Annotated in this window: 11 protein-coding genes; 10 read left to right on the top strand and 1 reads right to left on the bottom strand. The window is 63.0% G+C overall.

The genetic code is table 11. The features are described from left to right. The first annotated feature begins 19 nt into the window (after positions 1-19). From MC381_RS06760 to MC381_RS06715, 10 genes are all read left to right on the top strand, one after another. Entirely contained in the window at positions 20-1,618 is a 1,599-nt protein-coding gene (locus tag MC381_RS06760; RefSeq protein WP_251976978.1) for a peptide ABC transporter substrate-binding protein, read from the top strand. Positions 1,619-1,685: 67 nt separating this feature from the next. Next, a complete protein-coding gene (gene oppB, locus MC381_RS06755) occupies positions 1,686-2,612 on the top strand; it encodes an oligopeptide ABC transporter permease OppB (protein WP_251976977.1) in 927 nt (308 codons plus the stop codon). Positions 2,613-2,623: 11 nt separating this feature from the next. Further along, entirely contained in the window at positions 2,624-3,619 is a 996-nt protein-coding gene (locus MC381_RS06750; protein WP_251976976.1) for an ABC transporter permease, read from the top strand. A gap of 10 nt (positions 3,620-3,629) precedes the next feature. Then, positions 3,630-5,237 (top strand): ABC transporter ATP-binding protein, encoded by a 1,608-nt coding sequence (locus tag MC381_RS06745; protein ID WP_251976975.1) that lies wholly within the window; start codon positions 3,630-3,632, stop codon positions 5,235-5,237. A 61-nt stretch (positions 5,238-5,298) separates the two neighbouring features. Next, complete coding sequence (gene pepF / locus MC381_RS06740) at positions 5,299-7,203, top strand: oligoendopeptidase F (protein WP_251976974.1); 1,905 nt, start codon at positions 5,299-5,301, stop codon at positions 7,201-7,203. Positions 7,204-7,735: 532 nt separating this feature from the next. Continuing rightward, complete coding sequence (locus MC381_RS06735; RefSeq protein WP_251976973.1) at positions 7,736-8,617, top strand: energy transducer TonB; 882 nt, start codon at positions 7,736-7,738, stop codon at positions 8,615-8,617. 73 nt (positions 8,618-8,690) lie between these two features. Beyond that, positions 8,691-9,389 carry a MotA/TolQ/ExbB proton channel family protein gene (locus MC381_RS06730; RefSeq protein ID WP_251976972.1) on the top strand — a complete coding sequence of 233 codons (699 nt, stop codon included), beginning with the start codon at positions 8,691-8,693 and terminating at the stop codon, positions 9,387-9,389. 48 nt (positions 9,390-9,437) lie between these two features. Beyond that, the gene (locus MC381_RS06725) at positions 9,438-9,839 is read left to right on the top strand and encodes an ExbD/TolR family protein (protein ID WP_251976971.1); all 402 of its coding nucleotides are present in this window, start codon (positions 9,438-9,440) and stop codon (positions 9,837-9,839) included. A gap of 186 nt (positions 9,840-10,025) precedes the next feature. Continuing rightward, entirely contained in the window at positions 10,026-12,851 is a 2,826-nt protein-coding gene (locus MC381_RS06720; protein WP_251976970.1) for a TonB-dependent receptor, read from the top strand. 93 nt (positions 12,852-12,944) lie between these two features. After that, on the top strand, positions 12,945-15,017 hold the full coding sequence (locus tag MC381_RS06715; protein WP_251976969.1) for a M13 family metallopeptidase: 2,073 nt from the start codon (positions 12,945-12,947) through the stop codon (positions 15,015-15,017). 64 nt (positions 15,018-15,081) lie between these two features. Here the strand turns inward: MC381_RS06715 and MC381_RS06710 are convergent, their stop codons facing one another. After that, entirely contained in the window at positions 15,082-16,389 is a 1,308-nt protein-coding gene (locus MC381_RS06710) for an OmpP1/FadL family transporter (protein ID WP_251976968.1), read from the bottom strand. Positions 16,390-16,596 lie beyond the last annotated feature (207 nt).

Genomic DNA, 16,596 nt, shown 5'->3' with positions numbered 1-16,596 from the left:
CGGAAAGGACATCGCGAACATGACGATCCGGCAGTTCATCGCAGGCGTGGGGTGCGCCCTGATAGCCCTGACGCCACCGCTGGCGGCAGCCGCTATCGAAGACGGCAAGCAGGTGCTCCGTCGCGCCAACGGTGCCGAGCCCTCCACGCTCGACCCCCAATTGGCGACCGGGTCTTGGGAATCGAGTATCCTTATCGATCTATTCGAAGGGCTGGTAGCGCGCGACGCGGCAGGCAACATCGTTCCCGGCGTCGCGGCATCGTGGGAGCGCTCCGACGATGGACTGCATTACACCTTTCATCTGCGGGAAGACGCCAAATGGTCGGATGGCGAGCCGGTCACGGCTGGCGACTTCGTCTATGCGTGGCGTCGAATCCTCAGCCCGGCGCTGGCCGCGCCCTACGCCTACATGCTGTTCCCGATCCAGGGCGCGGAAGCGGTCAATCGCGGCGATCAGCCGGTCGACACGCTCGGTGTCACGGCGAGCGATCCTCACACGCTGGAGGTCACGCTGGAGCGCCCGACCGGCTACTTTATCGACATGCTGGGTCATCCCTCGACCTTTCCGGTGCCGGAGCGAGCCATCGACACCTATGGCAGCGACTGGACCAAACCCGGCAACCTGATCTCCAACGGCGCCTTCACCCTGAGCGAGTGGGTCTCCCACGATCACATTGCCGCGACCCGCAATCCCGAATTTCACGATGCCGAAAACGTCGCGCTGGACGAAGTGCGCTTTCTGCCGATCGATGATGCTCGCGCCGCGCTCAACCGTTTCCGCGCCGGCGAAGTCGACATGGCCGACAGTGTGCCTCAGGGACGGATCGAGTGGGCGCGCGAGAATCTGTCCGAGGCCCTGCATGAAGCCCCCATCCTGGCGACCTTCTATTTCGCCTTCAATCAGCGTGACGGCAGCGTCCTGAACGACCGTCGCATCCGCGAGGCGCTCAACCTGGCCCTGCGCCGACAGGTCATCACCCGTCAGATCACCAGGCTCGACCAACCCTCGGCCTTCAGCCTGGTGCCCACGGCGATCAGCGACTACGACGGCCCCCGGTTCGCCTTCGTCGACGACACGATGGATGAACGCCTGGCCCGCGCCAGAGCCCTGCTGGAGGCGGCCGGCTATGGTCCGCAGAACCCGCTGCACCTGACTCTCGACACCATTACCAACCCGGATACCAAACGGATTCCGGTCGCGCTGGCCGCTATGTGGAAACCGCTTGGCGTCGAGGTGACGCTCCAGAACAGCGACGCCGCCGTCTACTACGCCAAGCTGCGCCAGGGCGATTTCCAGATCGGCATGGCGCCATGGATCGCCGACTACGACGATGCCAGCAACTTCCTGGATCTGTTCCATACCGGCGTGCCCAACAACCACTCCGGCTACAGTAACTCCGAGTACGACTCACTGATGGACGAGGCAGCCAACACCCTAGATGCGAGCGGGCGCAGCGCTACCATGGCTCGTGCCGAGCGCGTGCTGCTCGACGACTACGCCCTGCTGCCACTCTATTTCTACATCAAGCTCGCGCTCGTCTCGCCAACGCTTGAAGGCTGGGAAGCCAACCCGATGGACGATCATCCCAGCCGCTGGATGCACTTCACCGAACACTGATACGAGCCACCGACAACCGATAACGGGAGCCATCCGGAATGCCCGCAACACCAAGAGAGCCCCGGCCATGCTGATCTACACCCTCAAGCGCCTGCTGCAGGCCGTGCCCACCCTGCTGATCGTGATCACGATCTCGTTCTTCCTGATGCGGGTGGCGCCGGGAGGCCCCTTCGACGGCGAACGCCAGCTGCCGCCGGAGATCGAGGCTAACCTGATGGCCGCCTACCATCTCGACGAGCCGCTGCCGATGCAGTACCTGCGCTACATGGGCAACCTGCTGCAAGGCGATTTCGGCCCCTCGTTCAAGTACAAGGACTTCTCGGTCACCGAGCTGATCATGCAGGGCTTTCCGGTGAGCCTCGAGATCGGCGGGCTGGCGATACTGTTGGCGCTGATCATCGGCCTGCCGCTTGGCATTGCCGCCGCGATCAAACGCAATTCGACCGTCGATTACCTGGTGATGGGGACCGCGCTGACCGGCATCGCCGTGCCTAACTTCGTGCTGGCGCCGATCTTCGCGCTGGTCTTCGGCGTGCTGCTGGGCTGGCTGCCGGCCGGCGGCTGGAACGGTGGCGCCCTGCCCAACCTGGTGCTGCCCGTCGTTGCGCTCTCCATCCAGCAGATCGCCTATATCGCGCGCATGATGCGCGCCAGCATGATCGAGGTGCTGGGCAGTCACTTCATCCGCACCGCTCGCGCCAAGGGCCTTAACGAGGGTGAGGTGATCTTCCGTCACGCCATCCGCCCGGCGCTTTTGCCGGTCATGTCCTATCTCGGCCCCGCCATCGCCGGGATCATCACCGGCTCCGTGGTGATCGAGCAGATTTTCGGCATCCCCGGCATCGGCCGCTACTTCGTGCAGGGCGCGCTCAACCGCGACTACACCCTGGTCATGGGCACCGTGGTCTTCTACGGCGTGCTGATCGTGCTGATGAACCTGATCGTCGACCTGCTCTACTCGGCGCTCGATCCCCAAATTCGCTATGACGACTGAGGTAGCCGCTAATGACGTCTGAATCCAAGCCTTATAGCGGCGACAATGCCGATGGCGCACCGCTGCCCGCCGGTGGCCCCAATCCGCCGCACTCTCACAGCGGCCCGAACCCGCCGCACTCACCAGAACCAGAGACAACGGCGGCCAGTGCCGCGCCTGCCGGCGAGAGCCTGGCCCGCGATGCCTGGCGACGTCTTTCCCAGAACCGCGCCGCCATGGCGAGTCTGGCGCTGCTGATCGCGATCGTGGTGGTCTGCGTCATCGGTCCCTGGCTGTTGCCCTGGGGGCTGGCCGAGGTCGACTGGAACGCCTTCGGCACCGGCCCGACACTCGATAACGCTCACTTCCTCGGCACCGACGCCAACGGTCGCGACCTGCTCACCCGCGTGCTTTACGGCGGCCGCATCTCGCTCTCGGTGGCGCTGGTCGCGTCCCTCGTCAGCCTGGTGATCGGCGTGCTCTACGGCGCCATCTCCGGCTATCTCGGCGGGCGCGTCGACAACCTGATGATGCGCTTTGTCGACATCATGTACTCGCTGCCGTTCATGTTCCTGGTGATCCTGTTGATGGTGGTGTTCGGCCGCAACATCTTCCTGATCTATGCCGCCATCGGCGCGGTGGAGTGGCTCGACATGGCGCGTATCGTGCGCGGCCAGACGCTGGCGCTGAAACGCCGCGAGTTCATCGAGGCCGCCCATGCCCTCGGCGTTCGCGACACCAAGATCGTCACCCGTCACCTGATCCCCAACGCCATCGGCCCGGTGATCATCTACGTCACGCTGACCGTGCCGAAGGTGATCCTGCTCGAGAGTTTTCTCTCGTTCCTCGGCCTCGGCGTGCAGGAGCCGCTGACCAGCTGGGGTGTACTGATTTCCGAAGGCGTCGACATGATGGAGAGCGCGCCGTGGATGCTGCTGGTGCCGTCGTTCTTTCTCGCCGCCACGCTGTTCTGTCTCAACTTTCTGGGCGATGGGCTGAGAGATGCCCTCGACCCGCGCACGCGCTAAGGACTTATCGATGACTCAACCCCTGCTCGACGTCGACAAGCTCAGCGTGACGTTTCAGCTCCCCACCGGCCCGGTCACCGCGGTCAAGGATGTCAGCTTCTCCATCGCCGAGGGCGAGACGCTGGCGCTGGTCGGCGAGTCCGGCTCCGGCAAGTCGGTCACCTCGACCGCCGCGATGCGGCTGCTGCCGGAGCTGGCCGAAACCACCGGTGCCATTCGATTCAATGGCGAGAACCTGCTCGAGGTCAGCGCCAAGCGCATGCGTCGCGTACGCGGCAACGACATCTCGATGATTTTCCAGGAGCCGATGACCTCGCTCAATCCGCTCCACCGCATCGGCCGTCAGATCGGCGAGGTGCTGACCAAGCACAAGGGGCTCAAGGGCGACGCCAACCGCCGGCGCGTGTTGGAATTGCTGAAACAGGTCGGCATTCCGGAACCGGAGCGGCGCTTCTCGAGCTACCCCTACGAGCTCTCCGGCGGTCAGCGCCAGCGCGTGATGATCGCCATGGCACTGGCCTGCGAGCCCAAGCTGCTGATCGCCGACGAGCCGACTACCGCCCTGGACGTCACCGTGCAGGCGCAGATTCTCGATCTGCTCAAGTCACTGCAGACGCAATACGGCATGGCGATCCTGTTCATCACCCACGATCTCAGCATCGTCAGGCATTTCGCCGATCACGTGGCGGTGATGCGCCAGGGCGAGGTGGTCGAGAGCGGCCGCACCGTCGACGTCTTCGACGCCCCGCAGCACGATTACACCCGCATGCTGCTCGATGCCATTCCCCGCGGACGCAAGGCGCCGGCACCGGCGGATGCCCCGGTCATGCTCTCGGCACGCGATGTGAAAGTCCGCTTCGTGACCCATCGACGCCTGTTCGGCGGCAACGCCTATTTCGAGGCGGTGCGCGGTATCGATCTCACCATCAGGCGAGGCGAGACGCTCGGGATCGTCGGCGAGTCCGGCTCGGGCAAGTCGACGCTCGGGCGCGCGCTGCTGAGGCTCTTGGAATCCGAGGGAGATATCCGCTTCGAGGAGAGCGATATCTCGGCGCTCGACAAGTCCGGCATGCGCCCGCTGCGCTCAAAGCTTCAGGTGGTGTTCCAGGACCCGTTCGGCTCGCTGTCGCCGCGCATGACCGTCGGCGACATCATCAGCGAAGGTCTCAAGGTCCATCATCCCGAATTGAATCGTCGCCAACGCGAGGCCGAAGTGATCGCCGCCCTCGAAGAGGTCGCCCTCGATCCGGCCATGCGTAATCGCTATCCGCACGAATTCTCCGGCGGCCAGCGCCAGCGGATCGCGATTGCCCGTGCGCTGATCCTGAAACCGGAGCTGCTGCTGCTCGATGAACCGACCTCCGCGCTCGATCGCTCCGTTCAGGTGCGCGTCATCGACCTGCTGCGCAACCTGCAGCAGAAGTATGGGCTTACCTATCTCTTTATCAGCCATGACCTGTCGGTGGTCCGCGCGCTGTCCGACCATGTCCTGGTGATGAAGGAGGGGCGAGTCATCGAGCAGGGCCCAGCGGAGACGATTTTCACTGAACCGGCCGAGCCCTATACCCGAGCACTGCTCAAGGCCGCGTTTCTGGAAAACGAAGAGGTTGCCGCCTGATCGATGGCGTCGTGCCAATCCTGTCCACAACAACAACCTGACTCGAGAGGCCCGTGTGATCTTGCCTGTCTCCCCTATCCGGAAAGCGGTACGCAATCGCCACCTGCACACCTCGCTGGCGCTGGCCATCCTGTGGGCTGGTGCTTCGCTGGCCCTGCCGACGACGGCCATCGCGCAGACAGACGCGCCCTCCGCCGAGCACGGTCGCTGGCGCCTCACCGATCTCTATCCCTCCCTTCCGGCCTGGCAACAGGCACGGGAAACGCTAGAGACGCATATCGACGGTCTCGACGATTACCGGGCGACCCTGACCGACAGCCCGACGGCGCTGGCGAACGCACTGGATACCATCCGTGCCATAGAGAAAGCGACGCAGCGCCTCGACACCTATGCCTCACTGCAGGCGGACGAGGACCTACGCAACGCCGAGGCGCAGGCGCGTCGTGCCCGGGCCGAGCGCCTCGAGGCCAATTTCGAATCCGCCATTGGCTATCTGCGCCCGGCACTGATCGCCATGGATCGTGACACCCTGATGGCGTGGCTGGACGACCCCGCGCTGCGGGAGCACCGTCGGTTTCTGGAGAATGTGATTCGCGAAGCGCCGCATACGCTTTCGGCCCAGACGGAATCGGCGCTGGCCGCGCTGGCGCCGGTCATGAGTCACGAAACACCCTACGCCCTGCTCGCCAATTCGGATATCGACTGGCCCGTGCTGACCCTGAACAACCAGGAAGTCACGCTGGATGCCGCAGGCTACAGCCGCTGGCGAGAGTCCAGCGACCGGAATATCCGCCGACGGGTCTTCGAGGCCTACTGGCCGGTCTGGCAGCGCTACACCGCCAGCCTTGGCTCGCTGCTCAATGCCCAGGTGCAGGCGCACGTTACCAATGCCGACCTCCACCACTATGACAGCGCCATGGCGGCAGCCCTCTCCCGGGACGACATCCCGACAGCGGTCTATCATCAGTTGCTCGAATCCACGCATGAGCATTTGGATACGCTCCACCGCTATCTCGCCCTGCGCCAGCGCCTGCTGAATGTCGACTCGCTACACGACTACGACCTCTATCCCCCGCTGGTCACGCTCGACCGCGAGTTCAGCCTGGATGACGCGCGTCGTCTGACACGGGAAGCCACTCGTCCACTGGGCGAGCACTATGCCGACCTGCTCGACGAGGCCACTCGCTCACCCTGGACCAGTGCCTATCCAAGCCGGGGCAAGCGTTCCGGTGCCTACATGAACGGCTCGGCCTATGATGTCCATCCCTACGTCCTGATGAACTTCAACGGCCGCTACAGCGATGTGTCGACTTACGCCCACGAGTGGGGGCACGGTATCCACAGCCGGTTGGCCAACGAGTCGCAGCCCTTTTCTACCGCGGATTATCCGATCTTCACCGCCGAAGTTGCCTCGACCACCAACGAACAGCTGCTGGTCGACCGCATGATCGAACAGTCGGCCAGCTCGGAGGAGAAGCTCTTCTACATCGGCCAGGCCCTGGAAGCGCTGCGCGGCACCTTTTTCCGCCAGGCGCAGTTTGCCGAGTTCGAGCTGACGATCCATGAAGCCGCCGAGCAGGGCGAGCAGCTCTCCGGTGCGCGACTGACTGAGCTCTATGGTCGAATCCTGCGCCAGTACTACGGCGTTGACGAGGGCATCATGGAGATCGACGAGCATAACTACGCCGAATGGGCTTACGTGCCGCACTTCTATTACGACTTCTATGTCTACCAGTATGCGACCTCGATCGCGGCGGCCAGCCTGTTCGCCGAACGTCTCGAGCGTGACCCGGCACGCTGGCGGGGCCCCTATCTCAATGTTCTGGCTCAGGGCGGGGCCAAGAGCGGATATACCTTACTGAGCGCGGCGGGCGTCGATCTGGCGACCTCGGCACCCTACGACGCACTGATCGCCCGCATGAACGCCCTCATGGACCAAGCCGAAGACTTGCTGGACGAACGCTGAGCGGCCCAGGTAAAGATCCTCGCCAATCGCCAAAAAGCGTCTCTTAGGAGACGCTTTTTTATCGGCACTATGCCACCTGCAAAAACTCTATAACGTCATATAAATATTGCATGCGTTATTTTTGCCCATCCTTTAAATAACGCACCTTATTCGACCACAAAAAGGGCATTGATATCCCTTACCTACCACTCTCAAAAAGCCCCGCCCGAGGCATACAAAAACTCACAATAAAACCCTGAAAACTTCATTCATTTTCTCTTTCACCCCATGCATTCCCTCTATCAACAAAAAGCGATAATAACTACAAAAAACGATAAACAAAGAAATTATCTACAAATCCAAGAGAAGTATTGAAACCTCCCACCGCAGACACCATCGCAACCCAGTAACTGACGCTTCCTTGCCGACAAGGCGCTGAAGATATGTCTTGGAGTTTGTCGATATTGGCACATTGGTTGCTGCGCATAGTCACCACGCGAGCGCTCTGGATGACCAGGGCGAGAAGACTTGCCATGACAACGATAGAGCTCCCATGTCAGCCATCGAGAATCTCTCTTTTCAGCCATCGATCCGAGACCGGCACCGCCGCTCGATTTCACGCCCTGAAGTCATGGTGCTGATCGTGGTATCGGTCATGATTCACGGCCTGCTGTGGTGGTCATTCAATCGTCAGCCGCTGGTCGACGCGGCGGTGCTGCCCAACCAGGCGTCGTCGCCCTCTCAAGTGACGGTGACCTTGAGTGCGGCCCCTCCACCGCCGCCACCGCAGCCAGTCCCGCCACCCCAGGTCCAGGAGACACCGGTTGTCGATGAGTACGCCGTCATGCCGGCGGAAGAGGAAGTGACTCCCGAACCCGAGCCTCAACCGGAACCAGAGCCAGAGCCAGAGCCCGAACCCGAACCCGAACCCGAGCCGGAGCCCGAACCTCAGCCTCAGCCTCAGCCCGAACCTCAGCCTCAGCCAGAGCAGGAACCTCAGCCTCAGCCGGAGCCCGAACCTCAGCCAGAGCCGGAGCCCCAACCACAGCCGGAGCCGGAGCCGGAGCCGGAGCCACAGCAATCGGCACCCAGTCAGCGTGCCCCCAGCTCACAGGCCAGCCAGAGCGACGCAGCAGCTTCGAGCAATCAGGTCACCCCCGCCGTATCGGGCATGCAGAGCCTCGGCAATCCGCCGCCGAGCTACCCATCGCTGGCCCTGCGACGCGGCTACGAAGGCAACGTGCAGTTGAAGATTCTGGTCATGCCGGACGGCACCGCCGGCCAGGTCGACATCGTGCAGTCGAGTGGCCATCGCGAACTCGATGAGGCCGCAGTAGAGACCGTCAAGGGTTGGAAGTTCAGACCGGCCCGTCGAGGCGATACACCCATCCGGGGATGGGCGCTGCAGACCATTGCCTTCCAACTTCCCAATTGATGCCAAGCAAGCTGGCGACAACCAACGATTCGACGTTATTCACGAGGAACTTCCGATGATAGAGAACAATGACATGACCGCGATGATTGTCCCGACCGTGCTCTGGGCACTGATCGGATTTTCGATTGTGACCTGGGCCATTTTGCTGATAAAGGGTCTGCAGTTCGCCAGAGACCGTACTGAAAACAAGCGCTTCCAGAAGCTTTTCTGGGAGGCCCGGAGCATGGAGGAAGGCGAATCCATCAGTGAAAACCGCACCGGCACCATGGCTGCCATCGCCCGGTCGGGTTTTGCCGTCATTACCGGCCGGGATATCGCCCCCGGCAATCAGGAACTGGCGCAGAAGATCAATCGCTCCGACCGCCTGGAACGCAGCCTGCGCCAGCAGATTCAACGCGAGCGGCGCTCCCTGGAGGGCGGCCTGGCGATTCTTGCCAGTATTGGCAGTACCTCGCCGTTCATCGGCCTGTTTGGCACGGTCTGGGGCATCATGGAGGCCCTGATCACCATCGGCGAAACCGGCGAAGCCGGGCTCGATACCGTGGCCGGCCCCATCGGCCATGCCTTGATCGCGACCGGTGTAGGTATCGCCGTCGCGGTCCCGGCGGTGCTCGTCTACAACTACTTCACCCGCCGTCTCAAGCTCGCCGTCTCGCTGATGGACGACTTTGCGAACGACTTCTACAGCCTCGCCCAGCAGCACGCGTTCCAGAGCCAGCGTCAGGTCGCTGTCGCCGAATCGATCCACACGCCCTCGCCTGCCATGAGCTGAAGATCTGCTTCATGCCGCGTTTCCGTTACCCCACGAGAGGTAAGAGAGATGGCCTTTTCCAATCACGATGACGATGAAGTACTCAGTGAGATGAACGTGACACCGCTGGTCGACGTCATGCTGGTGCTGCTGGTCGTGTTTATTGTCACCGCGCCGCTGATGACCAACGCGGTCCACGTCAACCTACCCGAAACCGGCGCCGTCGCGCTGCCGGACACCGAAGAGCCGATGGTCGTGAGCGTCGATGCCGAGGGCGCCTACTACATCGGCAAGGAAACCTACAGTGTCGAGGCGCTAGAGGAAGCCTTGGTGGCGGCTCACGAGGAGAACCCCGAGCAGGCCGTGCAGCTGCAAGCGGACGAGGGGGTGGAATATGGCACGGTCGCCAAGGCCATGGCCGCCCTGGAGCGATCCGGCATTCAGAAGGTCGCCGTGCTGACCCAGCAGTAGGTCGAACGCTCAGCCAGCTCAGGCTCATTCATTGCCGCGACAGGACGCGGCCACACCATAGGGGAGGGAGCGACAAGCGCCGCGCGGTAACACGGGCCAAACAAACACAATGCACTCGATAAAGCGCGTTATCCAAACAGTAGCTTCGACTTTTAAAGACTAGAAACCGCTATTCAAGGAACACCAATGAGAACGACAAAATTTCGAGATGCCGAGCATCTCGCGGGAACCCCTTGTCTGAAATTAGTCCCCGGGAGAGCCGTCTCCCGTCCACAGCCGTGGCTGAAACTGTCGCTGGTGGCCTCGACCTTCGCCCTGCTGAGCGCCAGCACGGCGGTATTGGCCCAGCAGAGTGACGATGACTATGTGGCCCCGCCGGCCGGCGCTACCGACGACATCGCAGCCCCCGCCGCCGCGGCACCGGCCGAACCGGCAGCTCCTGCGGCGGCGGCACCCGCAGCCGCAGCGACGGCAGCGGCTCCGGCGGCAGTTCCGACACAGGATCTTGGCCGCGTCGAGGTCACCGGCTCCGCTATCGCCAGAACGGATGCCGAAACCGCCGTGCCGGTGACGATCCTCCAGGCTGAGGAGATCCGCGAACAAGGCATCACCTCGACCGAACAGCTGGTCGCCGAACTCAGCTCCAACGATACCGGCTACGGCGCCGGTCGCGGTACAGGGGCGGAAATTACCGGCGGCGCCAGCTTCGCCAACTTGCGCGGCATCGGTACCGACAAGACGCTGGTATTGCTGAACGGCCGGCGGCTTGCCAACAACTCGCTCGACGGCGGCGCCGTCGATCTGAATTCGATCCCCTTCGGGGCCATCGAACGGGTGGAGGTGCTGCGCGATGGGGCATCTGCGATCTACGGCACCGATGCCATTGGCGGCGTGATCAACTTCATCACCAAGAAGAATCTGTCCGGCGGTAGCGTCGACTTCGGCTACGAGGCACCCACACACAGCGGCGGTGGCGATACCGGCGATCTCAGCGCGACCTGGGGCAACGGTGACCTCGAGGACGACGGCTTCAATGTCATGGGTTCGATCAGCTATCGCAGTCAGGACGACGTCGACTACACCGACCGCAGCAATATTCGCAGCGTCTACGACCCGGGCAGCGGTATCTACTCGGCCTCTTCCTTTGCCTACCCGGCCAACTACTACCAAGGCGACCTCTCGGGCAACCCGCTGGCCGCCGAAGGTTGCGAGGGCGAGGGTCTGATCGACACCGGTGGCGGCACCTGCTCCTACGACTACGGCCGCTACGGCCAGATCCAGCAGGAGACCGAAACCACCTCGCTCTACACGCGCGCTGCTGCCAAGCTGGCGGAACATCACACCGCCTCGCTCTCGTTTCTCTGGTCGCGCAACAAGAACACCTCGCTCTCGGCGCCCTCTCCGACCTCCGAGGCCCCACAGATCCAGCCCGGCACGCCCTTCTATCCGGATGACCCGGCGCTCGATCCGACCCAGCCGGTCGACGTGCGCTGGCGCGGCATCCCGGCCGGCCCACGCGTGACCGACAGCACCATCGACGCCAAACGCCTGGTGCTGGATTTCACCGGTGATGTTTCCGGCTTCAACTACGACAGCGCCGTCTCCTGGAATCGCAGCGACACCGACCTCAACTACCGTAGTGGCTACCTCTCGGATGACGACCTGGAAGACGCCTTCAACAACGGCCTGATCGATCCCTTTTCCACCGACCCGTTGACCGATGCCGGCCTGCAGGCGCTCGCCGATGCCGAGGCGAGCGGGCTGGTGTGGTCGGCCCAGAATGACGTCTACGCCTGGGACGGCAAGATCAGCCGCGAGATCGGCGACTGGTTTGGCGCCGGCGCCTCGGCCTTTGCCCTCGGTGCCGACTATCGTCACGAGCGCCTGCAGCTCGAGACCGATCCGGATGTTGCCGCCCGCGCAACCAGCGGTGGGCTCTCCCCGGATGCCTCGGTCGACGAGGATCGGGACGTCAAAGGCGTCTACGGCGAGTTGAACGTACCGATCGTCGAAGGTCTGGAAGTGACCGCCGCCGTACGCTACGACGACTACAGCGACGTCGGCGATACCACCAACCCCAAGATCTCCTTCCGCTGGCAGCCGGTCCGGCAGTTGCTGGTGCGCGGCGCCTACAGCGAAGGGTTCCGCGCGCCGTCGCTCTACGAGCTCTACGACCCTGCGCAGTTGACCTACTCACCCAGCGGGTTGAGCGATCCCGTTCTCTGCCCCGGCGGCACCCCTGCCAACGGCGGCGTGGCAACCCGCGACTGCAATACCCAGTTTCAGGAACAGCAGGGCGGCAACGAAGATCTTGAGCCGGAAGAGGCCAAGAACTGGACGCTCGGCTTCGTCTATCAACCCTTCCAGAGCTTCTCCGCCGGGCTCGACTTCTGGTGGGTGGAAATCGAGAGTGAAGTTGCCACGCCGACCTCCGCCTACGTCATCGATAACAACCCGGCTTCCATCGTGCGCAACGATGACGGCTCCATCGACTATATCCCGGTACAGAACCAGAACCTGGGCAAGACCAAAACCAATGGGGTCGATGTTTCCGCCAACTATCGTCTGCCGACCACGTACGGCATGTTCACGCTCGGCTATACCGGCACCTATGTCGACCGCTACGATTTCCAGGAGTCTCCGGATGGCGACTACGTGAGCAATGTCGGCCACTACCGCAGCGGTTACGGCAACATCTTCCGCTGGAAGCACAAGCTGACCTTCAACTGGAGCAAGGGCCATTGGGGCGCGGGTGTGGTCAATCACTACATGAGTGGCTACGACGACTACGAGCCCGAAACCCACGCCGAGGTCGGCTCCTACACGACCTGGGATGTGCTCGGCGCCTACACCTTTACCGCCGGCCCGCGCGTCACGCTCGGCGTCAAGAACCTGTTCGACCGCGACCCGCCCTTCTCCAACCAGCCGGAGGTCGGCCAGAGCGGCTACGATGCGCGCTACGCCGATGCCTTGGGTCGTACGATCTACGCCCGCTTCAACTACACCTTCTGAGCACGATTCGCGATCATGACCGCTGAACGCTCGATCGATTGCCGCTGCGATTCGCAGCGGCTTTTTTCATCCGTCTTCCGGACTCGAGGTAGCATGACTATCGGATTGATTCGAACGCCCCGCGTCACCCTCGCCATTGCCCTGGCCATGGCTACGCAGGCGCCAGCCGTCGACGCGGCCTCGTCATCATCCCCGCTTCCGAACGCCGCGACGCTCGGTCACTGGGGGGTCGAGCTCGACGCCCGCGATACCGGCGTCGCGCCCGGCGACGACTTCTATCACCACGTCAACGGCCATTGGCTGGCGACCCACGAGATTCCCGCCGATCGCGACAACTACGGCGCCTTCACCGAACTCGCCGAGCGCGCCGAGGCCCAGGTACACGACATCCTCGAGCAGCTCGACGGTGCCGCAACCCCACCTGACTCACCCCAGCAGCGGCTGGGAGATCTTTACCACGCCTGGATGAACGAGGACGCCATCGAAGCCAGGGGCTTGTCGCCGCTGACACCGGCCCTGACGAGGCTGGCCGCGATTGACAACAAGGCCGAACTGGCGCGATTCACCGCCGACAGCCGGCTTGGGGTGCCGAGCATCGCCGTACCGGCGATCGACATCGATGCCAAGGCGCCCGACCGCTACGTGACCTATCTCTCTCAACTGCCGCTGGTCCTGCCAACCCGTGGCTACTACCTCAATGACGAGGCGCGCTTTCAGGCGCTACGTACCGCCTATACCGACTATATTGCTACGCTGCTGACGCTGACCGGACAATCGGCGCCGCACGACAGCGCCCGCCGGATTCTGGCGTTCGAGACGGCGGCGGCGAAAGTCGAGTGGGCGCCTGCCGAGCAGCGCGATCGCGACCGTACCCACAACCCGTTGCGTGCCGACCAGCTCACCGAGTACGCCCCCGGGTTTCCCTGGCAGACGTGGCTCGAGGATGGCGGCCTCGCCGGGCAGGAGACGCTAGTGCTGACCGAAAACAGCGCCATTCGCGATCTCGCTCGTCTCTACGACGAGACGCCGCTCTCGACGCTCAAGGCCTACACCCGCTTCCGCCTGCTCGATGCCAATGCCCCCTATCTCGCCCGCGATCTCTCCGAGGCGCACTTCGCCTTCCACGGCCAGCAGCTCTCCGGCCAGCCGCAGCAGCGCGAACGCTGGAAGCGTGGCGTGGCACTGATCAACGAACAGCTCGGGCAGGCGGCGGGCAAACTCTACGTGATGCTGCACTTCCCGCCGAGTGCCAAGCAGCAGATGGAGACACTGGTCACCAATCTGGAGGATGCTTATCGCGACCGGCTCGTCAATCAGGTCGGTTGGATGACCGATACCACGCGGGCGCGGGCGCTCGACAAGCTCGATGCCTTTACCGCGAAGATCGCCTATCCCGAGAAGTGGGAAACCTATGCCGGCATGACCATCGACCCCGATAACCTCTATGGCGATATCGGCGAGGCCCGACGCTGGCACTGGCAGGACGACCTCGACAAGCTAGGCAAGCCGGTGGATGACGACGAGTGGTTCATGAACCCCCAGACGGTCAACGCCTACTATGCGCCTTCCCGCAACGAGGTCGTCTTCCCCGCGGCGATCCTGCAGCCGCCCTTCTTCGATCCGAATGCCGACCCGGCGGTCAACTACGGCGGTATCGGCTCGGTCATCGGTCACGAGATGAGCCACGGCTTCGATGACCAGGGTCGTAAGTCCGATGGCTCTGGGCTGCTGACCGACTGGTGGACGCCAACCGACGCCGAACGTTTCGATGTACTGGCTGCCCGACTGGGGGAGCAGTACGCCGCTTACGAGCCCGTACCGGGCTATCCGTTGAATCCACAGCTGACGATGGGCGAGAACATCGGCGATCTGGGCGGGCTCAACATCGCACTGAGCGCCTATCACCGCTCGCTCGATGGCGAGCCGGCTCCCATGATCGACGGCTTCAGTGGAGATCAACGCTTCTTTCTGGCCTGGGGCCAGGTCTGGCGGCGCCTGATGCGCGAGGAGGCAATGATCAACCGGGTACAGAGCGACCCGCATTCGCCATCGCAGTTCCGGGTCAACGGCATCGTGCGCAATATGGACGCCTGGTACGACGCCTTCGACGTGACGCCAAGCGACGCCCTCTATCTGCCGCCGGAGGAGCGCGTGGTGATCTGGTGACCGAGTCTCGGAACGAAAAAGGCCCCGGCAAACGCCGGGGCCGCCTGACGAACCCGGTCGAGAGTCAGAAGCGGTAGGTCGCCTGCAGACCGAACAGGTTGAGCGAGTTGTCGTAGTCGGCCTGATAGCTGTTGCCGTTCTCATCCTGCTGCTCGATCGGCGCGTTGCTCTCCCAGATATAGCTGTAGGCGACATCGATCGTCAGCTCGGGCATCGGGCTCCACCCCGCCCCCAGCGATACCAGCGTACGGTCAGCGGTCGGCACGCGCACGGTGCGCACCGCATCGCTGATCGGTGATTGGTCGTAGGCCAGGCCGCCACGCAGGATCCACTCCGGGTTGACCCGGTAGGAGAGCCCGGCCGAGTACTGCCAGGCATCGTCGTAGTCCTGCTGCTCTTCGACCGGAATGCCGAGATTGTTATCCACAACCAGTTCGTCGAAGCGACTCCAACGGATGTAGGTCGCCCCCGCCATGATCGTCCAGCGATCATCGAGCTTATGGGTGACCGAGAAGTCGATCGTCTCCGGCAGCGTAATATCGAGAGACGCATCGCCCTCGGCATCGAGGAACACCGGTGCGCCGGTGCCGGGATTGATACCGCCGAAGACCTGGGAAGCATCGATATCGCCATCCAGGGTGTAATCGACCTTGGAGCGATAGGTCACCCCCAGCGTGGTGGACTCGACCGGTCGGTAGATCAGGCCGATATTGTAGCCCCACGCCTCGTCATCCCCTTCCACATTGACCGTCCCATCTCCGGCCGCGGTGGGACTGACAGGGTTCGGTGTCTTGCTCTCCAGCTCCCCCTTGATGGTGTTGTAGGTCACACCGAAACCGATCGCGAACTTGTCGTTGAACCGATAGGAGAGCGTCGGCTGCGCCGTGATCACCTCTACCTCGCTGTAATTGCCGAAGTAGCGCCCCTGGAAATCGTCATCGTAGTCGGTGATCAGACCGAAGGGGGCATAGACCCCTAGCCCGAAGCTCCAGCGATCGTTGATCGGCTGCACGTAGTAGCCGAAGGGAATCGCCTTGTGCGGAATCATGTCACCATCGTTGCTGCCGCTGCTCGGCACAGGGCCGGCCGCGGTCGCCTGGGTCCCGCTAGCGTCGCTGATGTCGGCACTGGCGTCGATATAGTTGACCCCGCCCGTCAGCTGCGCGCGATCGAGAAACGACATCCCCGCCGGGTTGCTGAAAACGATGGTCGCATCCTGCACGTTGGATGAGCGCCCCGCCCAGGAGTTGCCCTGGCCGCTGACACTTTGCTCCTGCAGTTGGAAGGCACCCGCCAGAACGGGCCCGGAGGCTGCCGCGCCTAGAGCGGCGACGGCAATGGCGAACGACAGACGATGGTATCGATATGGCATGGTGGTATCCCCTGGCACGAGTCCGCTGTCGGTCGAGTCACCCTTTCGCCTACAGCGGCATGTCTCTGTTTTACGAGCCCCGTCACGCATGAATCATGGCCCGACTTTTCGCCTTCCGTTGTGACGGAACGGGGGATTAGCGTCAATTGGCAAACGGTCGTTTTAATCGCTTTTTGGGTCTCTCTTTGGTCGTAATACCAAACGCTA

The sequence above is a fragment of the Salinicola avicenniae genome, assembly GCF_023736115.1.
Lineage (GTDB): Bacteria > Pseudomonadota > Gammaproteobacteria > Pseudomonadales > Halomonadaceae > Salinicola > Salinicola avicenniae.
Note: the sequence above shows the minus strand (reverse complement) of the source record. Positions and strands in the feature narration are given on the sequence as shown.